At 71.3% G+C, this 18,035-nt stretch carries 19 protein-coding genes and 1 tRNA gene; 8 read left to right on the top strand and 12 right to left on the bottom strand.

Annotated features, from left to right (window positions below; translation table 11 throughout):
- Positions 1 to 9 precede the first annotated feature (9 nt).
- From CRP29_RS20575 to CRP29_RS20545, 7 genes are all read right to left on the bottom strand, one after another.
- Positions 10 to 918, bottom strand: coding sequence for a type II secretion system F family protein (locus tag CRP29_RS20575; protein WP_097196929.1), 909 nt, complete (start codon positions 916 to 918; stop codon positions 10 to 12).
- Positions 915 to 1,778: a type II secretion system F family protein gene (locus CRP29_RS20570; protein ID WP_097196928.1), complete on the bottom strand. Its 864-nt coding sequence runs from the start codon at positions 1,776 to 1,778 to the stop codon at positions 915 to 917. The genes CRP29_RS20575 and CRP29_RS20570 overlap by 4 nt, the downstream gene beginning before the upstream one ends.
- Positions 1,775 to 3,190 (bottom strand): TadA family conjugal transfer-associated ATPase, encoded by a 1,416-nt coding sequence (locus CRP29_RS20565; protein ID WP_245853149.1) that lies wholly within the window; start codon positions 3,188 to 3,190, stop codon positions 1,775 to 1,777. Before CRP29_RS20565 ends, CRP29_RS20570 begins: the two co-directional genes overlap by 4 nt.
- Before the next feature lie 110 nt (positions 3,191 to 3,300).
- Positions 3,301 to 4,083, bottom strand: coding sequence for a CpaE/TadZ family protein (locus CRP29_RS20560; protein ID WP_097196926.1), 783 nt, complete (start codon positions 4,081 to 4,083; stop codon positions 3,301 to 3,303).
- Between the two features lie 4 nt (positions 4,084 to 4,087).
- A complete protein-coding gene (locus tag CRP29_RS20555; protein WP_097196925.1) occupies positions 4,088 to 4,807 on the bottom strand; it encodes an SAF domain-containing protein in 720 nt (239 codons plus the stop codon).
- Positions 4,804 to 5,685, bottom strand: a complete 882-nt coding sequence (locus tag CRP29_RS20550) for a hypothetical protein (RefSeq protein WP_245853148.1) — start codon at positions 5,683 to 5,685, stop codon at positions 4,804 to 4,806. Before CRP29_RS20550 ends, CRP29_RS20555 begins: the two co-directional genes overlap by 4 nt.
- Before the next feature lie 62 nt (positions 5,686 to 5,747).
- A complete protein-coding gene (locus CRP29_RS20545) occupies positions 5,748 to 6,356 on the bottom strand; it encodes a hypothetical protein (RefSeq protein WP_245853146.1) in 609 nt (202 codons plus the stop codon).
- 270 nt (positions 6,357 to 6,626) lie between these two features.
- On the opposite strand from CRP29_RS20545, the gene CRP29_RS20540 reads away from it, so the two are divergent.
- The gene (locus CRP29_RS20540; protein WP_097196923.1) at positions 6,627 to 7,265 is read left to right on the top strand and encodes a peptidase; all 639 of its coding nucleotides are present in this window, start codon (positions 6,627 to 6,629) and stop codon (positions 7,263 to 7,265) included.
- A gap of 107 nt (positions 7,266 to 7,372) precedes the next feature.
- Here the strand turns inward: CRP29_RS20540 and CRP29_RS20535 are convergent, their stop codons facing one another.
- Positions 7,373 to 8,329: a coiled-coil domain-containing protein gene (locus tag CRP29_RS20535; RefSeq protein WP_141437184.1), complete on the bottom strand. Its 957-nt coding sequence runs from the start codon at positions 8,327 to 8,329 to the stop codon at positions 7,373 to 7,375.
- 431 nt (positions 8,330 to 8,760) lie between these two features.
- On the opposite strand from CRP29_RS20535, the gene CRP29_RS20530 reads away from it, so the two are divergent.
- The gene (locus CRP29_RS20530; protein ID WP_176523071.1) at positions 8,761 to 10,017 is read left to right on the top strand and encodes a DUF6880 family protein; all 1,257 of its coding nucleotides are present in this window, start codon (positions 8,761 to 8,763) and stop codon (positions 10,015 to 10,017) included.
- A 161-nt stretch (positions 10,018 to 10,178) separates the two neighbouring features.
- Here the strand turns inward: CRP29_RS20530 and CRP29_RS20525 are convergent, their stop codons facing one another.
- Positions 10,179 to 10,937 carry a hypothetical protein gene (locus CRP29_RS20525; protein WP_097196921.1) on the bottom strand — a complete coding sequence of 253 codons (759 nt, stop codon included), beginning with the start codon at positions 10,935 to 10,937 and terminating at the stop codon, positions 10,179 to 10,181.
- A gap of 198 nt (positions 10,938 to 11,135) precedes the next feature.
- On the opposite strand from CRP29_RS20525, the gene CRP29_RS20520 reads away from it, so the two are divergent.
- Positions 11,136 to 11,720, top strand: a complete 585-nt coding sequence (locus CRP29_RS20520; protein WP_097196920.1) for an SMI1/KNR4 family protein — start codon at positions 11,136 to 11,138, stop codon at positions 11,718 to 11,720.
- A 304-nt stretch (positions 11,721 to 12,024) separates the two neighbouring features.
- On the opposite strand, the gene CRP29_RS20515 is transcribed toward CRP29_RS20520, so the two are convergent.
- The gene (locus CRP29_RS20515; RefSeq protein WP_097196919.1) at positions 12,025 to 13,143 is read right to left on the bottom strand and encodes a TDT family transporter; all 1,119 of its coding nucleotides are present in this window, start codon (positions 13,141 to 13,143) and stop codon (positions 12,025 to 12,027) included.
- A 104-nt stretch (positions 13,144 to 13,247) separates the two neighbouring features.
- Here CRP29_RS20515 and CRP29_RS20510 point away from each other — a divergent pair, with 104 nt between their 5' ends.
- The 4 genes from CRP29_RS20510 to CRP29_RS20490 all read left to right on the top strand — a co-directional run bounded on the left by CRP29_RS20510 (position 13,248) and on the right by CRP29_RS20490 (position 16,214).
- On the top strand, positions 13,248 to 13,862 hold the full coding sequence (locus CRP29_RS20510; protein WP_141437183.1) for a uracil-DNA glycosylase: 615 nt from the start codon (positions 13,248 to 13,250) through the stop codon (positions 13,860 to 13,862).
- Entirely contained in the window at positions 13,853 to 14,830 is a 978-nt protein-coding gene (locus tag CRP29_RS20505; RefSeq protein WP_217991694.1) for a LysR family transcriptional regulator, read from the top strand. Before CRP29_RS20510 ends, CRP29_RS20505 begins: the two co-directional genes overlap by 10 nt.
- 160 nt (positions 14,831 to 14,990) lie before the next feature.
- A complete protein-coding gene (locus tag CRP29_RS20500) occupies positions 14,991 to 15,536 on the top strand; it encodes a GNAT family N-acetyltransferase (RefSeq protein ID WP_097196916.1) in 546 nt (181 codons plus the stop codon).
- A 474-nt stretch (positions 15,537 to 16,010) separates the two neighbouring features.
- Complete coding sequence (locus CRP29_RS20490; RefSeq protein ID WP_217991693.1) at positions 16,011 to 16,214, top strand: helix-turn-helix transcriptional regulator; 204 nt, start codon at positions 16,011 to 16,013, stop codon at positions 16,212 to 16,214.
- Positions 16,215 to 16,275: 61 nt separating this feature from the next.
- Here the strand turns inward: CRP29_RS20490 and CRP29_RS20485 are convergent, their stop codons facing one another.
- The gene (locus tag CRP29_RS20485) at positions 16,276 to 17,499 is read right to left on the bottom strand and encodes a tyrosine-type recombinase/integrase (protein ID WP_097196913.1); all 1,224 of its coding nucleotides are present in this window, start codon (positions 17,497 to 17,499) and stop codon (positions 16,276 to 16,278) included.
- Between the two features lie 110 nt (positions 17,500 to 17,609).
- A tRNA-Asn gene (locus CRP29_RS20480) sits at positions 17,610 to 17,682 on the bottom strand.
- 142 nt (positions 17,683 to 17,824) lie between these two features.
- Here CRP29_RS20480 and CRP29_RS20475 point away from each other — a divergent pair.
- Complete coding sequence (locus tag CRP29_RS20475) at positions 17,825 to 18,034, top strand: hypothetical protein (RefSeq protein ID WP_097196912.1); 210 nt, start codon at positions 17,825 to 17,827, stop codon at positions 18,032 to 18,034.
- Position 18,035: the final 1 nt, after the last annotated feature.

Genomic DNA, 18,035 nt, shown 5'->3' with positions numbered 1-18,035 from the left:
GGTGTGGGGTCAGGTGCTGACGGCGAACATGCGGAGCAGGAACGGGACCAGGACAAACAAGGTCAGTCCGGTGACGAGCAGCGCCAGCGGGCGGGACATCCGCTCGCTGACCTCGTTGGCCTGGCTGCGGGCATCGGACAATTCGGCGTGCCGGAGGGTGCGGGCGCTGGCCAGCAAGGTGTTGTAGACCGACGCCCCGTCGGCGGCCACCGCGGCGATGTCGGCGAGGCTGCGCAGTTCGGGAACCGCGAGCTCGTCACCGAGGTCGCGGAGGTCGCTCCAGGGCTTACGACCGGACAGCGCGGCGCGCCGGATCGCGCGCCGCATGCGGACGAACGGCAGGCTGCCCGAGATCTCCGCGGCCTCCTCGAGGGCCTGCTCCACCGAGCCTCGCGCCCGGCGCTCGCCGGCCACCAGGGTGAGGAAGGACTCCAAGTTGCTGCGGAACTCCGCCCGCGCCTTCCCCGCCGCCTCCCGGGCCTCGGCCGACGGGAGCAGCCATCCGACCGCAGCCAACCCCAGTCCGACGGCGCCGGGCACGACGAACGGCACCGGCATGTCGACCAGCACGGCGACGAGGCCGAGCACCGCGGGGGCGAGCAACCCGGCGAGGGCAAGGGTCAGCTTGCGCGCGGCAAGCTCACTGCGGGTCTGGCCGAGGATGGCCAGGTCGGCATCGGGGACGCCGAGGCGTCCCTCGACCACGCGAACCATCGCCGACGGCAACCAGGTCCACCGGTGCCCCGCCGAGTTCGACGTCGTTCCCGGCGGGGGCAGGGTTCCCGCGGTCGGGCTGGCCGAGAGCTGCTCGAGCGCCGCGATCAGCGACGGCGGCGCGGGACGCAGCGCCCGGGCCGCGAGGACGAGACCGAGCGCCACCACCATGCCGGCCAGGGTGGCCGTCTGCAGCCCGGTCACCGGTCCACCGTGACCAGATCGGGGTCGACGAGCACACGCGGCGGCCGGGGCGGGTCGGACAGGCGGCGCATCCACCGCAGCGCCGTACCGAAGAGCACGACGTCCAAGAGCAACGCCACCTGCCCGAGAGGCGTGGAGTAGCCCGACAGGAAGGTACGGGAGAACAGCGTCATCGCGACGACCAGGACCAGGGTGACCACCACGATGGTGCGCATGTTCGCCCGTGGCTTGGCGCGCTCGGCCTCCACCTCGCGAACCATCCGCGAGCGGTCGTCGAGGTCTGCGGCCAGCGCGGTGAGCACCTCGGCCAGACCTGGCCCGCCGTTCCGCTCCCGCAGGATGAGCACCATGGCGATCTTGTCGGCGGCCGGGTCGTCGACCTCACGGGCGAACTGCCGCAGCGCGGACTCCACGCCCTGAGGCCCCATCCGGGTCACCAAGTTGGTGACCGCCGGCGCGATCGCCTCCGGCGCCGAGCTCAGCGAGCGGCGCAGCGCATCCCGGGTCGAACCGGCAGCGCCCGAGCTGATCAGGTCCGCCAGCCGCCGTGTCCAGTCCGCCAGCGCCTCAGAGGTGGCGATCATCCGCTTGGCGGCCTTGCCGCCGCCGAGCACCTTGGGGATGAACACGACGCCGCCGGCGGTGGCCAGCGCGGCGACCGGCCAGCCGGTGATCAGCAGCGCGAGCACCCCGGTTGCCACGGCGCCGAGGTGCAGTGGCGTGATGCGCCGTCGGCGGGGACGGCGTACGGACAGCGAACCAGTGGACGGGCCGACCCCACGGACCGCTGCGACCGCGACGACCAGACCGCCGGAGACCAGCAGCCCGGCGAGGACGAGCAGCAGCATCCCGGCGGTCACGACGCCCACTCCTGCCGGCGGAGGTCGGTGGGCCAGTCGGAGGCCTCCGGGTGCAGCCAGTTCAGGTCGAAGCCGACCGCGGTCAGACGTTCGGCCAGCGAGTCGCTGAGCATCCCCGGCCCGGTGGCCCGGGCGCGGCCGTCGTCGGGTCGCGGCGCGAAGATCGGCTTGAGGTCGGGGCGACCGGAGTCGCCGATCGCACCCAGTTCGTAGATGCCTGACACGAACCGGGTGTAGCCGTGGTCGCGCTGCACGTGCACGACCAGGCCGAGGGCGGCCAGCGAGCGCAGGACCAGCTCCGGTGACGGCGTCGGGTGTGCCTTGAGCGCGTTGATCAGGACCTTGTCGAAGACGCCGTCAGCCGACGGGGAGTGGATCGTGCACATCACCGAGGCGATGCCGCTGGTCGCGGCCTCCAGCAAGGAGGTGACGTAGGCGCCGCGGACCTCGCCGACCAGCACCCAGGTTGGCGAGGCCCGGAGCGCCAGGTGCAGGGCGTCCCCCATGTCGAATCCGCCCCTGCCCTCGGCGTTGGGCAGCCGCGACTCGAAGGGGCGGCAGACGGCGTGCCGCTTGACCAGTCGCTGCTGGTCGGGATCCCACCGCGGCAGGTGCAGGCCCAGCTCACGCTCGTCCTCCACGGTGATGACCACGTTGTTCCACGGGATCGCGTTGCCGAGCGCGCGCAGCAGGGTGGTCTTGCCGACGCCCGGCGCCCCGGTCACGAGCGGCGATACGCCGGCCTCGATCACCGCGCGCAGGAAGGCCCGGATCGGTGAGTCGACCATGTTGAGCCGGTGCAGGTCGTCCAGGCTCGGGTCGGAGAAGCGGTGCACCCGGATCACTCCGGCCGGGCGGGGCAGCACGTCCATCGCGGCCTGCAGGCGAGCTCCCAGCTGGGTGACGCCCTTTAGACGCACGTTGAGGATGGGGCTGGCCGAGGAGAACTCGCGGCTGGTCTGCCCGCCGTCCGAGCGTGATCCGATCGACCGCAGCAGCTGCTCAAGTTCCTCGTCGGTGGAGGCGATCGGCGGTCCGGCCACCAGCTGGCCGTCCACCGTGCGCAGCACGGTCGGGTCGCAGCCCTCGAAGTGGATGTCCTCCACGTCGTCCCGAGTCAGCAGCGGCGCCAGCCGCCCCAGTCCGTCGAGCTCGGCCAGCACCGCGGCGAAGATCCCGTCCTCGGTGGCCACCGCGGGGACGGCCCGGCCGCGGTTGGCCTCGTGCAGCAGCCACTGGTCGTATTCGTCGCGGATCAGCTTCTTGGTCAGTTCCCGACGCGGACCGGCCGCGTAGTTCTTGTCCTCCGCCGTCAACCGCGTCGACACCCGGTCGCGCAGCTCCGCCACGACGCGATACTCGACCTCGGTGAGGTCCGCAGCATCGGACGGCGTGGTCTTGGCCCGGGGCACGTCTCCTGGGACGTCGCCTCCGAGGCCGGACAGCAGCGGGCGCGTCGGGACCTGCGGGAGCTCCGGTGCTGTCGACGATGGCGACCGGGGCGGCCGGGCGTATTCGGGGCTCATCCGGCCACCGCCTCAGCGAGCGAGGAGGCCTCGGCGGAGCCAGCCAGCTCGCCGGCCAGGGACGACGCCGCGCGCATCAGCGCGGACCGCCGCAGCGTCTTCATGCTCGAGACCGCCCCGTCGGAGAGGGCAGCGGCCGCGCTGGGGTCGTAGGGCAGCACGCCGGCGAGCGGCAGTTGCAGCGCCTTGACCACCTCGCTGGCTGAGTACGGCCCGTTCCCGACCACCAGCGCGGCCACGCTCGCCAGGTCACCGAGCTCCTGACGCACCCGCCGCACGGCGTCCTGTGCCGCGTGCACCGACCGCACGCTGGGCCGCACCGCCAGGAGCACCTGGTCAGCGGCCCGCAGGACCGGCCAACATCCCCGATCGGTGACCAGTCGTCCGGCGTCCACCACGACGTCCCGGCCGATGGCGGTCGTGGACGCGCGCAGTGCCAGCGCGAGCCGCTCCCACGTCTCGGAGGTGAACGACGCCCCCTGCGTGGCCGTCGTGAACCCGGGGATCAGCGACACCTGCGGATGCTCGGGTACCTGCACCGCATGCTCGGCGAACAGCTTGGCGGCCGCCGTCGCCGGCAACCCCCGACGAGCGGCAGCCGACCAGGACAGCAGGCCACGGTCGACGCTGACCCGTCCGGCCAGCAGCCCCGGCGCCAGATCGCCGCCCGCGTGATCGCAGTCGGCCAGCAGCAGCGGTCGAGGCCAACACAAGGCCAGCGCCCACGCCGACGTCGACACGCCGGGGGCTGCCTTGCCGGAGGCCACAACGGTCAGCACCCGATCACCGCCCCGTCGGCAGCAGGATCAAGGCCAGACTGCCGGTGGAGGCGAGCTGGGCGAGCGCTGGACCCTCGGCCTCACGGACCCGCACGTCGACGACCGTCACCTGGGTGGCCGGGTTCACCGGCCCCACCTCGGCGACGGTCGCCTCGGTCGGCCGACCGGACGTCCCGCCCATGGCATCGGTCCCACTGGTGGAGCCCGCGGCACCGGGAGTCGGAACGATCAGCACCTGCTGCCCCGGCGTCACCCCGCGAGAGGGAAACTGGCCTTCCTTCAACGGCAGGGCCACCAGCATCTCCCCGACCGCGAGTCCGGTGCCCGTGCCGACCTGGGCGCGGGTCAGCAGCTCGCCACGGGTCAGCGGGACCTGCGCCACCATCCCGACGACCTCGGACTGCTGGGCCGCAGGGATGGGTGACAGGTTGGGGTCCGAGGTGACGTTCGCGATCGTCAGGTCGTCGGCGGCGATCGTCGAGCCCACCTGCACGTCCCGGGCGACCGCAAGCACCTCGGTCTGGGCGGTCAGCATCCGGCCGGCGGCAAAGGCGATCAGACCACCGAGCAGGACGACGAGCAGGCTCAGGACCAGTGACTTGCGGCTGGTGCGCCGCCTTGCCGCCGCGCTCCGCAGCGTGGGGACCGGTGGTGGTGCCGCCTCACGCACCGGAGCCGCGGCACGCCCGGCTAACGTCGTCGTCCCCTCTACCTGTGCTGTCACCCGGTCACCACCGCCTGCACCTCCGCAACCGCGAACGTCGCGTTCGACGTCGTCGTCAGGTCCGGCAGAGTGCCGCTCGCTCCTGTCGACGACGTCCAGGCGACCGACCAACTGATGCCGTAGGTCGCCGTCACCTGCTCATCGGGCTGGTGGATCGACGAATGCGGATACCGGTACTGGCAGCCCGTCGGGGATGGAGCCCAGACACCGTCGCCGCGCTGCCAGGCCGCCCCGGGGCCGGAACACGAGACAGCACCAGCCCCGTCGCCGGGTGTGAAGCTCAAGGCGGTTGGCGTCACCGTCACCTCCGCCCAGACGCCGCCGGCGTCCGCCCGCGCGGTCAGCGCTCGGAACGATGCGGGGTCGGTCCAGAACCACGTATAGGCGTTGACAACGGTGAAGGCCCGGCCATCCCGCATGGTCCCGGCCGGGTAGCGACCGGTCGTCGGCTCAGGCACGGTCAGGGTGCGCAGCGCCTGCTCGGCGAGCACCGCGGGGTCGACGGCCGCGGGGCCGGCCGGCGCGGTGGCCGACCAGAACGAGAACCCGTTCGTGCCGGGAAAGGCCCCACCGTCCGTGTAGAAGGTGCACAGGTAGACGGTGCCGTCGGTGTGCCCGCTCCACACCGGCGAGTCCTTGGGCGGTGGCTCGAGCATCGGCTGGGCGTAGCACTGCAAGCTCTGGACCCACCACGACGGGCCCTCCTGGCAGGGTATGGCGGCGCCGGTGGCGTCCAGGGTGCACGAAGCCTCCTGACTTCCACCACCGCCACCGGAGCCCACTGCGACCGGCCGACTTCTCGGCTGCTGAGCGGACTCGACCTCCACCACGCAGATGCCGAGCGAGTTGAACTGCTGGCAAGCGACCGGGTCGGCCATGGCCGTGCCCGAGTGCACGCCTTGGACGCAGAGGCCGAGCAGCGCCCCGGACAGCGCGACCGTCACCCGTCGCATGACTGCGCCTGCCTGTTCGGAGCCTCGCTGACCCGCCATCCGGAGGCGTCCGGATAGTCCGGGTTGACCAGCGTCAGCCGTGCAACGAGGTATCTCGGGCGGTCGGCGGGGACGACCGAAGTCCCGGAGGCGTCGGTCGCCTGCACCTGGCTCACGTCGACACATGCGGTGACCACGACGGTCGGGAGCGTTGGTGACGGCGAGGCCGCCGGATCGGTCGTGAGGTCGACGCTGTCGGCGGTCGCCGTCACCAGCTGGGATCGCCCGACCTGCCGGTAGCCCTGCGAACGAAAGGTTCCGATGGCAGTGGCCTGATTGGTTGCCTCCGGCGCGACGGCCACCTCGTAGAGGTCGTCGAGGGGGCGCGACGGGTCCAGGTAGAGGTCGTCGATCGTCTGGACGTAGGTGGGGACGAACTCGACGGCCTGTGCTCGTGCTTCGTCGGCCGGATCGGTCGCGGATGGTGCGGCGCTCGACGACGACCCCGAGGTCGGTGTCGAAGTCGGCGCAGTCGAGGAACCGCCGGACGACGAGCAGCCCGAGACCGTGAGCACGCCAGCAACCGCTGCCGTGACCGCCGTCCGCGTCACCTGCACGCGTCCTCCGCTCCGCTTCCGGTCTGCCTGTTCGTGCATCGAGACTTCCTCTTCGCCGTGAACACGGTGTGACATCGAGCACCATGACACCCATTCGGGTGACTCAGAGTCACGATGGCTCTGCCGGTCGTCCCCCAGATGGGTGTATCGCGAGGCCCTGTCAGGTTTCTGCGCCGCACACTCGCAGCCCGCTCCCCCGCGCCTCGGCAGACGAGGTGCCAGCGCATGGGAGCAGTCGTTCGCGGTCCGGCGAGGAGGCACCTGGCGCGCATGGATGCTGTGTGGCTGGGTGTGGTGGTCGCAGCCGTTGTCACCGGGGCGGCGGCCACACCCGTGCTGCTGGCACGCGGGCTCGCGCAGCTGGCGCGACGGGACGCCGCGAGCAGGGGTCTGGGTCTGGCGGGGGCTCTCGGCGGGATCGCGGCCGGGACGGCGGCGGTTGCGGTGGCACAACGCACGGGGATCTGGGAGCTCGCGCCCGTCCTGCTGCTCTGGGGATGTGCGCTCGTCACGGCGGCGTGCTGCGACGCGGTCACCCAGCGCATCCCGACTGCACTCGTTCGGCAGGCCGGCGTCCTGACCTGCGCTCTGCTGACCGTGGCACTGGCCGTGCACGGCGACTGGCCGGGACTGGCGCTCAGCGGCGTCGCCGCGATGGCGTCGGGGCTGACGTTGCTCCTGTGCTGGCGGTTCGCAGGAGCGGGGTTCGGTGACGTCCGCCTGGCGACGCTCGGCGGGCTGGGCCTGGGGCATGCCACACCTCGCGGGCTCCTGTTGGCCTTCGCCGCGTTCACCGTGATCACCGTGACGCAGGCCGTCGTGACCGTGATGCGCGGCGGGGACCGTCGGAGCACGATCCCGTACGGCCCTGCTCTCACGGTGGGCTTCTTGCTCGCGGCCGCTGCCTGACACGAGCGAAAGCCAGCGGCCGATCTTCGGAAGCGGGATCTTCGGCACACCGGCAGGGCGCCGCTCGCATGAACCAGTCCGGTGTGCCCGGCCAAGCCTCCGGGACATCAGCCGCCGGTCTGGTCGGCGCCCGGGGTCGTGCCCTCGCCTCGACGCCTGCCACGCCCGGCGGGCGACTGGGGACGCCGGGTCTCACGTGCGACGGGGGTGCTGTCGAGTCGGGCTTCGGCCCGATCGGCTCTGCTGCGCTGCACGGCGACTTCCTCGCGTGCGGCGTTGAGTTCACCGCGCAGCCCGCCGAACTCCGCCTGGAGTCGGCGGTGCTCCTCCTCGTGACCGGCACGCAGGTCGTCGACCCGCTGCTCACCGTGGGCCTTCTCGCGTTCGGCGCCGCGAACGGCGGCGTCACGCTGGGCGGTCATCGTCGCCAGCTTCCCGCGCAGATCGCCGACCTCCTCATGCAGGTCCATAGCTCGCCGTTCGACCAGCGCCAGGTCCCGGCGTAGCGACTCCACTGCCTCCTCGGCCCGGGCGGCGCGCTTCGACTCGGCCTCGATCCGCTCGACGGCGTTGCGGAAGCGTTGCTCTGCCTCGGACTGCGCGACCAGGGCTGCCTCGGCTCGTTGTGTCGCGGTGTCCCCGCCATCGTGCGCCTCGACCAGCCGCGCCTCGGTGACGGTCAGCCGCTGTGAGATTTCGGCCAGCTCTGCAGCAGACCTGTGCAGCTTCTTCTCCGCAGCCGCGTGGGAGTCTGCCAGCTCGGCGATCGCCCCGTCGCGTTCGGCCTGGACCTCCGCCAGCCGCTGGCGAGTCTCTTCGAGCCCGGTACCGAGCTGCTCGCTCAGCGCAGAGGCCTCCTCCGCAGCGGCGTCGGCCTCGGCGCGCTCGGCCTCGGCGCGCCGTTGCGCTTGCTGAGCCCGAGTTGCGCGCGCCTCGGCGGTCGCCACCTGCTCGGCCGCCTGACTCGCCGCAGCCTCGATCTGCAGCTCGGCAGCTTCCGGATCGGCCACGGTCCGCAGCTCTTCGAGCAACCCCTGCAGCTGCTCACCCAGGTGCTCGACCATGCCGGCGACCTGACCGTGCAACTCACCGGCCCGCTGCCGCGCAGCGTCCACCGGCCGCGACTCGACTCCGGGCGCGTGCCCGGACTGCGCCGCTCGCAGTCGGCGGCGTGCATGCCAGGCGGCGGTCCGGTTGTGCGCGCTGTCGTCGCAGTACTCCGGCGGGCGGCCAGCCCCGGCATGCGATGCCGCCGCCGGCCGCTGGCAGCCGGGAAAGCGACAGATCCGTCGTTCCGTTTCCGTAGGGTCGCTCATAACGTAAAGCTGCACCGACGTAATGACGGCGGAACGCTTCTGCGGCGGTCCTGTGGACGAGGGATCCACTTCCACATCTCGGGTTGCGCGGTGCGCCGGTGCGCTCCAGGCGCGGGCCGTGCCCAGTTGGCGGGGTTGGCGGGGTTGGCGGGGTTCCACGAGCCCGGGACGATGAGCAGGTGGGATCTCTCGCCGCCGCGGTGCTGCCGCTGATCCGGACTCGCACCGATCTGCACCGTTGGGGTTCGGCGAGCCAGCACGGCATGGTGATGCACGAAGCAGTCGACCTGCTCGAGCAGGCCATGCCGACCCGTGATCCGGTCGAGGTGCACGCGGTGACCCACAAGGCGCTGACCAGCGCGATCAAGGTGATCGCACGAGCCGACGACTCCAGCGGAGTCATCGGTGACGCGTGCCGCCGGCTACTGGCCCTGCACCCGAGAACAGCGGCCGCCGCGTCAACTCCACCGGGCCGGCTGGTCGACTGGATGATCGCGTTCCAGTTCGACGGCGACGTCGACTACTTCGAGCTCGACCCCGTTGCCTACGCCCCGGCCCTCGGGGCCGACGGCATCACCGCCTACCGCCACCGCCTGGGCGAGATCCAGGTGCGGGTCGGGGACCCGCCGGCCGACCGCCTGGCATCGAGCCACCGGCACGAGCACTGGGTGCTGTCCTGGAACGAGCAACGGCTCGCCGTCCTCGACCGGGATGCCGACGCCGTCATCCGCACCCACGCACGCGACCGGCGCATCGCCCGCTGGTTCCACGACACCGCGGTCGCCCTCGTCGAGATCGACCGGGTCGACCTCGCAACCAGCTGGGCCCGGCAGGGCGCCGGGATCAACCCCTTCCACCAGGCTCAGGAGTGCGCCGACCTGTGGGTGTCCCTGCTCGACCAACAACCCGGGTACGACGCGGACGACATCCTCGCCGCCCGCCGCTCGGTTTTCGACCGATGGCCGACCGACTCCACCGCAGCCCGACTGCACGACGCCGCCACCGCTGCCGGTCGGGCCTGGGCCGACATCGACGACGACGTCATCGACCGGCTCGCCCAGCAACCGCGGGACGCCGTCAGCTTCGCGCTGGGCACCCTGCGCGACCCACGACGTGCCTGGCAGCTCGCCCACGACCTCGGCCTGGACCCCGACGACAACCACACCTGGGGAACGCTGGCCACCGCATACGAGGCCATCGACCCACCGGCCACATTCCCGGTCCACGCCCGGATCGTCGAGAGCGACCTCACCCACGCCGACGCACGGCACTACCGCGACGCCGCCCGACGCCTGGCCGGAATGCGCACCCTCGCCGCCGGCACCAGCGACCAGGAACACATCGACCACGTCGACCGGCTCATCGCCGACCTCCGCCTCACCCACCGCCGCAGGCCACGCCTGCAGCAGGAGTTCAACCGAGCTCACCTGCCATGACGTCCCGACCAAGAGCCGGCACCGACGTTGCTAGACATGCACGGGACAGCTGGCGCCGCGGGACAAGGGGCATCCTCGGATACAGACGTCAGCTACCGCCTGAGCAGAATGGATGCGGCTCACTCTGATGTAACGGCTCTTCTCGGCGCAGCACTGTCAATTCAGGCGTGCGCGTCATAGGGCGAGCGATCGAAGTGGTGCGCCAGCCGTGTCATCTTCATCAAGTAGGCCGCTGCCATCTGCAAGTGCGTGTACGCGGTGTCGTAGTCGATCTCTGTCCCAGTTGGGTGCCCCGCATCATTGCGCGTCAGGCGCAGCAAGTCCGTCACCGCATCAAGGCTGAGGCTGTCAGCGAGCCCGTCGGGCACGCGGCCGCGGTGGGAATCCAGGAGCTTGCGCACTTCTTCGAACCGGGCGCTCTGCGACGTACGCGGGTTCTCTACGGCCTTGCGCAGCTTCTCGGCCGATGGGCCGAAGGACTGGACCATCGACAGAGCCAGCTCGTTCACCACCCGCTCGGATGCAACGCCCAGCATGACGGAGGAGGCGAGGAAGCACTGGGCGTTGAACGCTCGCAGCGCTTCCTCGAGGTAGACGAGGGCGAAGGCGTCGACGCCTGGTTCGGCTCGTCGGAGACGGCGGAGGTATCCGTCCGGGTCATGCGGTTCCCAGCGCCCTGTTGTTGCTGTCTTGATCCCTCGGGCGCTCGCCCGCCAGCGCCAGTTGTCGGTGCTCGACCCCTGGCCGGCCTTGTCGATGTAGGCCAGGCCCTCGCCGACCAGACCCCAGAGCGCCTCGGCCACTTCGTGCGGGGGCCGGCTTGCTTGCACAGCGATGTGGCGGAGCAAGTAGGGGTCACCGAAGCGCGTGTCAGCTCCCGGCGTGACCAAGTAGCCAAGGATGTGCTCGCGTAGTTCCACGGCCCGCAGTCTGACCTGTCGCACGGTGGAGCCTCGCTCCCGACGAGTCAACTGAATTCGTGGCAGCCCAACACGGGGTAGATCCTGGGGCAGGTCCCGCGATGCTCGCAGTGGTGTCGGCCTAGGGTCCCCAGCATGTCCGAACTCGACAATCGCGTCTGGCGGGCCTGGACGGCGACCGCGTGACTCCACGAGCCTCTGCCTCCCGCGTCACCCGACGAGCTGGACTCCGTCGAGCAGTCGATCGGACGACCCCTGCCGGGCGCGTTCCGAGAGCTGTACCAGCGGCACGACGGTGGATCCTGGCTCGGGGGCAATTGCGTCTTGTACCCGTTGCAGACCGACGGTGAGCTCAGCGTCGCGCAGGCGTCCGCGACACATCGCGAATGGGGTTGGCCAGTCCCGGACGAGCTTGTGCTGTTCGGCAACGACGGCAACGGAGACCCGGTGGGACTGTGGCTACCGCCCACCGAGACTCGACCGATCATCGCCAAAATCGGTGCGATCTTCGAGCCCGGCTGCATGGGCATCATCGGGGAAGACCTCAACGCGTTCCTCCGGATGTGGACCGCCTACTACCTGCTCCTGCCTGACCGGGAGACGACGACCGCCGGCCTCAACGCCCTCGAACTCCCCGACCACCTGCGGACTGACGACCCCGACGACGAGACCCTCGCCCAGATCGTCGAGTGGGCGAACCCCACGATCACGGGCTCGGTGAGCGACCCGTACCAGGCGCGGCTGACCGCGGACGACGTGCGTCGCATCGCGGCTGCTGGCTGACCAATTTGTCTCTTCGTAGGCCGCCAAGGGACACGGCCCCAGACGACGTCGGCGCATCGAGTAGCGACCGGAAAGGCCCGTATACGGTCCTGCGGATTTCGTTCCACAACTCGGACCAAAAGTCCGCTCGTAGTCACCTTTTGATGTCCAGCCTGGGTGAGGCTGAGGGGGAGGCCGGCAGTGATGCTCGCCGCCGCGACCTGGCCGAGGACTCGAGTGTCGGCGGACGTGACCTGCGGGGACGGTGACCTGGACCGCAGGGATCGAGCGGGCCAACTCCGACGGTGACCGGCTGGGCCGGCTGTCAGCGCAGCAGGGTTCCGGTGAGCACTCCGCGGATGGTGCGGGCGGCGACGGTGGCCCAGGCCAGGAGCAGGCCGGTGAACAGGGTGAGGGCGGCGACCTGCAGGAAGGTCTCCCCGGTGTGCAGGGCCAGGCCCGAGGTGCCGGTGACGACCGTGCCGACGGGGAAGGTGAACGACCACCAGGTGAGGGTGAAGGGCAGGTGCGCGCGAGCGGTCCGGATGGTCACCACGAGGGCGATCCCGGCCCACATGAGGGCGAAGCCCCACACGGGGAGGCCGTAGACCAGACCCATGGCCTGGAAGGCGGTGGCGTAGGGCTCGGGGACGGCGAGGTGGGCCTGGGCGCCGAGGTTGTTGGCGGCGGTGATCGACTGCCCCAGCGGACCGAGCACGATCCACAGCGTGGGCACCATGGCGGCGGCGCCGATCTTGTGCCGGGCCAGTCGGCCCCACACCAGGGTGATCACCACGAGGCTGGCCAGCAGCGACAGCCCAAACATCGACCAGCACAGGGTGAACAGGGTGGTACGCAGCTGTCCGGCGGGCAGTTCGGGCACCAGCAGGGCGCCGGTGGCCGCGGACACCATGGGCGGGACGACGGGCATCAGCCACCCGCCGAACGCGGCGTCCTCGGCGACGTCGTGGCGGGTGAAGACCAGGTACGGAACCCCGACGGCGGTGACCAGGCCGTAGACGGTGCCGGCGATCCACAGGACGGCGAACACCCACAGAGCCGCGGTGGCGCCGATGAGGTCGGCCCCGACGAGGTGCGTGGCGACGCCGAAGGCCAGCAGGCCCATCGGTGGGGCGCCGTAGAAGTGCGCCATGACCGGGTTGTTGGCGTGCCGACGGGCGGTGTTGGGGTGGTATCGCCAGTGCGCGAGGGTGGCGGCCGAGACGGCCAGCAGCAGCACCCCGGCCAGCACCCACACCACCTGTGCCAGGACCTGCAGGCCCGGGACGGTGACGGGCAGGGTGGCTGCAGCGGTGGCCACGATGGAGGTGCCCATGACCGAGGCGAACCAGTTGGGGCCGATGGTGGCCACGGCCAGTCGCCGGTCGTCGGCGCTGGCGAACAGGCCGGGTTCGGGGGTGGGGTGGGTCGCCGTGCTGGTCATGGGTCCACCCTGCGCTGATGCCGACCCTGCCGGTAGCCGCCGCGTCGTTGTGCATGCACAAGTGAAGCTTGTGGGTTTTGCCACGGGGATCTAGCGTCGCACCTGTGCAGGAGACAATGCGAGAGCTCAAGCTCGCCCGGCTGGACGCCCCGCACGTCGCGCCGCTGAATGCACTGGTCCGGCGGTGGCGGGGCCGAGGTCGGGCGGTGCCGTGGTTCGACCCGGACGGCGGAGGCACCGGTGCGCGGGTGCTGCTGCTCCTGGAGAGCCCGGGCCCGGCAACGATGGCGCTGGGGGAGCGCGGGTTGTCCTCCGAGGACAACCCCGACCCCACGGCGCGGGTGCTGCGGGCCGCGCGGGAAGCGTCCCCGCTGCGGGCGGTGGACTGCCTGAGGTGGAACGTCGTCCCATGGGCGCTGGGCACCACCGAGGCCTGGCGCAACCCACGGGCGGCCGACCTGGTGGAGGCCGGTCCAGCATTAGCCGAGGTCCTCGAGCTGGTCCCGCGGTTGCGGGTCGTCGTCCCGCTGGGGACGGCGGCACTGGCCGGCTGGATGCGGTACCTGACGATGCACCCACCCGCGCACCCGGTGGCGACCCTGGCGGTGCCGCACCCCTCCCAGCGCAACACCCATGCCCGGACCGAGGCCGGCCGGCGGTTGCAGCAGGCCCTGGGCGCCGCAGCAGCATGGCTGCCGGAGCTGACGGCGTGCCGCTGAGTCCGCACGTGCCCGAGCTGGGGGCGTTGGAGCTGTTGCTGGACGTGGTGGCCACCGGCAGCATCGGTGCCGCGGGGCGCCGGCACGGTGTCACCCAGCAGGCCGCCTCGGCCCGGCTGCGCACCTTGGAGCGGCAGGTGGGCTTTGCCGTCCTGGAGCGGCGGGCCCGCGGCACCCGGCTGACCGAGGCGGGGACCGCCTTCGCCGCCTGGGCGGCTCGCGTGGTGGAGGCCGCCGCCGACCTGGACACCGGGCTGACCGCACTGCGTCACCGGGGATCGGCACGGTTGCGGTTGGCGGCGAGCATGACCGTGGCCGAGCACCTGGTCCCGGGGTGGCTGGCCGCCCTGCGGGCGCACGGGGGCGTCGAGCAGATCACCTTGACGGCCACCAACAGCGCCGCCGTGGCCGACCTGGTTCGCGCCGGGGTCGTGGACCTGGGTCTCGTCGAGGGACCGGACCCCCTGGCCGACCTCTCCCAGGTCGTGGTGGGCACCGATGACCTGGTGCTCGTCGTTGCTCCGGACCACCCCTGGGCCCGTCGGCGACGGCCGGTGGCCGCCGCCCTGCTGGCCCGCACCCCGCTCGTCACCCGCGAGGTCGGCTCGGGCACCCGCACCGCGCTCGAGCAGGCGCTGGGCACCCCGGGCCCGGCGCCGGTGCTCGAGCTCAGCACTGCGACCGCCGTCCGGGAGTCCGTCCGGGCCGGGCTCGGCCCGGCCGTCCTGCCCCGACTGGCGGTGGCCGGTGACCTGCGCGACGGCCGGTTGGTCCCAGTCGGCCTCACCGGGGTAGACCTGGGCCGACGGTTGCGGGCCGTGTGGGTGGGTCCCACCGGCAGACCACCCGCCGGACCGGCCCGCGACCTGGTGGCCACGGCCACCGCACGAGCCCACCCGCCCGAGCCGCGGAGGAAGGGTGACGCGGGCGGGGTGACACCCCGGTGCTCGTCGTCCCCGCACCACTGACGTGCCGGCACGCACAACGCAACCCGTGTCGACAGTGCTTTCAGCGCCGACCACAAACCCCCGTTAACGGACGGCCCGATACCCAACCGTTTAGGAGCCAACGGGAGCCAGTGGTAGTCCGGGCGCGCGTGGCCGGACGGACAGCAGGCACGCTTCTCGCGTGATTCATGCACCTTGGCCCGCGGCAGTCCCCCTCTCCTCACCTCGTCTGGCGCTTGAGCCGCTGCAGGTCAGTCACGCCACCGAGGCCGCGACAGCCTTCGGGGATGCTGCCTTGCACCAGTTCACCGGAGGGGCGCCAGCCACCGAGGAGCAACTTCGCGCTCGGTACGCCCGCCAGGTCCATGGGCACTCTCCGGATCGCACTCAGGGATGGCTGAACTGGATGCTTCGCCGACACGACACCGGCGAACTCATCGGCACCGTGCAGGCCACCCTCACCCGCACAGCCGACAACCGCATCACCGCTGAACTCGCCTGGATCATCGCCACCAGTCACCATCGCCAGCACCTGGCGAAGGAAGCCGCCGCTGTGGTCGTCGCGTGGCTCTTCCAGGTCGGTGTCGCGGACTTGGTCGCGCACATCCACCCGCACCATCTGGCCTCTGCTGGCGTAGCCCGCCACCTCGGATTGCACCCCACGCCCGTGATCGTCGACGGCGAGGTCGAGTGGCGACTGGCTCCCGGTCCCGTCGAGGCGGCATGAGCGCACGAGCGATGCGGTCAAGCGCGGGCCAGTTCCGCACCCGACGGGGCGCGCGGACCTACAGCGCAGAGCGCGGCTAGCGGGAATCGGCCGTGTCGCTCTGTGTGACCAGAAAGGGGTTCCGAAACTGCGGCCAACAACCACCCGTTTCTGGGCCGCTCGTCGCGCCACTTGGCTCGTCGGGCGTTTGCGCAGGTCGGCCGTCGGATCAACCGGCCCAGAACCCGTGCCCGAAATCAACGGCCCGAATCGGCGGACCTCTGACCTTTGTGGGCCGCTCCCGCTAGGCGAACTCGTCCTCCACATCTTCGCCGCCTACGTCCAGATGGAACGACGCCTCATCAGCGAACGCAGCCGCGCCAGCCTCGCCGTCGGCCGCGCCGGCTGGCCGAGCCGCCAGGATGTCTACAGCTGGTCCTACCTTGCAGGCCAAGCCTGACCGACATGCGTGAGGAACGACCAGGAGGTTCGTCCATGGACAGCCCCGATGACCTGCTGACCACCGCTGAGGTCGCTCAGATCATGCGCTCACCGGTGTCCACCTTGAGGTACTGGCGGCATCTCGGCACTGGTCCGCACAGCTTCCGGCTGGGGCGTCGGGTCGTCTATCGCCGCGCCGACGTGACCGCCTGGCTACTCGAGCGGTCGGAAGCGGGACGTGCGGAACGAGCGGGCTGAGCAGTGAGCGTGATCGCCGCTCTGCCGTCGTGCCAAGGATCCGCGGCGGCGCCCACGCGGATCATCGACCAAGCACCCGAGCGGCCTCGGCGCTGACCACGTGGCGGCCGAAGTAGACATCCAGGGTCATCGACGGGTTGGCGTGGCCGAGCTGGTCGGCCACCTGGCGCGGGGTGAAGCCAGCTTCGTCGAGCCGGGTGGCGACTGTTTTGCGGAACGTATGCGAGGTGACCCACGACCAGGGCCCCTCCGTGCAGCGGGCTGATCGTCCACCCGCCACCGGCCGCACGCCGGCTCCGTCGCACGCTTCGCACTCGAAGCCGTCAAACAGCTGGCGCAGATCGGCGGAGACGTTCGTCGGGTCCCGCAGCGTGCCGGACACCGGCGTCGGGAAGACCAGCGCGGTGTCCGGCCGCCGGGGTGACGCGAGCCGCCGGCGCACCATCTCCACGGCGAAGGCCGGCACCGCGACGATCCGCCAGCCGGCGGCGGTCTTCGTCCGCGGCTGCACGACCATCCCCTGCTTGGGCACCCGCACCGTGGTGGCGTTGACCTCCCACGTGCCGGCGTCCAGGTCGAGCAGCGGCCGACCATCAGCCTTTCCGGTCCGCAGTGCCAACGCCTCACCGATCCGGGCGCCGGTGGCGAGCATCCAGTCGACGAGATCAGCGACGTCCAGCTCGGCAGCCCGTGGGCTCGAGTGGAACAGCTCGACCAGCCGCCTGGCGTCCTCCACCGACAGCGCCCGCGGCGCCTTCTTCGCGGTCGTGGTCAACCGGGCGCCGGCATCACGCACCGGGTTGGACGTCACCGCGCCGTCCGCGATCGCCAGGGCGAACATCCCCGACAGACACGCTCGAGCCGTCTTCGCCGCTCCCGAGCCGCTGCGCTGGGCGATCCTGGTCAGCGCCCGGTTCACGGTTCCCGGGGTGATCTCGCGCAGGCACAACCGGCCGAATGCCGGGATCACCTGGGTGCGCACCGTCGAGCGGTAGGTGCGCTCGGTGCCGGTCGACCAGCCGTGCTCGGCGGCCAGCCAGGCCTCGGCCAACGCCGACACCCGCGTGCCTGCGGTGAGAGCACCCGTGCCACCCGGGGAACGGCGGACGGTCAGCTCCACCTTCAGCGCCCGCTCGGCTGCGGCCCGGCTCGCCGCGGTCTTGGAGACCAGCCGGACCTGGCCGTCGTGGTCGCGGAACTTGACCCGGGCCTTGACCATGCCATTGGGCATGGTGGCGAACAGGACCTTGCCGCTGGTGCCCAGGGGCAGCGGTGGACGGCCCACGGGACACCTCCGGCACTCGGTAGTGAGTGCCTAAAGAGTGCCAGCGTTGTCTTGGCTTGCAAAGGGAGAAGGCCCTGACCGGCGATTTCGCTGGTCAGGGCCTTACGTTGCTCCCCCGACTGGACTTGAACCAGTAACCCTGCGATTAACAGTCGCATGCTCTGCCAATTGAGCTACGAGGGACGAGCGGGCGCGAACACCCGCTGACCCGACCAGAGTACCGCAACGATCGGGTCGTTCCTCAGCCCCCTCGGCCGTGTCCGGGGCGACGATGCTCACAGGTAGCGTCATCGACTGTTCCGCTCCCGTTGCCCTGGAGGTCCTTGTGGCGAAGCTGTCGTTCCTGGCCGGATTCGGTGCCGGCTACGTGCTCGGCGCGCGCGCCGGGCGTGAGCGCTACGAGCAGATCCGGCGCGGCTGGGACCGCGCGAAGGACGACCCGCGCCTGCAGAGCCTGGCCGGCATGGCCCAGGCGCGGGCCGACGACGCCCTCTCCTCGATCCGCACCCGCATGGGCAGCGACACGCCCCGCTGAG

Origin of the sequence: Blastococcus aggregatus, from assembly GCF_900221005.1 — a bacterium.
GTDB classification, from domain to species: domain Bacteria; phylum Actinomycetota; class Actinomycetes; order Mycobacteriales; family Geodermatophilaceae; genus Blastococcus; species Blastococcus aggregatus.
The sequence above is the reverse complement of the archived record's forward strand: the minus strand, read 5'-3'. Positions and strand labels throughout refer to the sequence as shown.

Coding starts and splice junctions, on each gene's coding strand:
- CRP29_RS20550 (WP_245853148.1), bottom strand. CDS start 5,685: ATGGCCGACCCGGTCGCTTGCCAGCAGTTCAACTCGCTCGGCATCTGC.
- CRP29_RS20540 (WP_097196923.1), top strand. CDS start 6,627: ATGGATGCTGTGTGGCTGGGTGTGGTGGTCGCAGCCGTTGTCACCGGG.
- CRP29_RS20535 (WP_141437184.1), bottom strand. CDS start 8,329: ATGGTCGAGCACCTGGGTGAGCAGCTGCAGGGGTTGCTCGAAGAGCTG.
- CRP29_RS20515 (WP_097196919.1), bottom strand. CDS start 13,143: ATGACCAGCACGGCGACCCACCCCACCCCCGAACCCGGCCTGTTCGCC.
- CRP29_RS20490 (WP_217991693.1), top strand. CDS start 16,011: ATGGACAGCCCCGATGACCTGCTGACCACCGCTGAGGTCGCTCAGATC.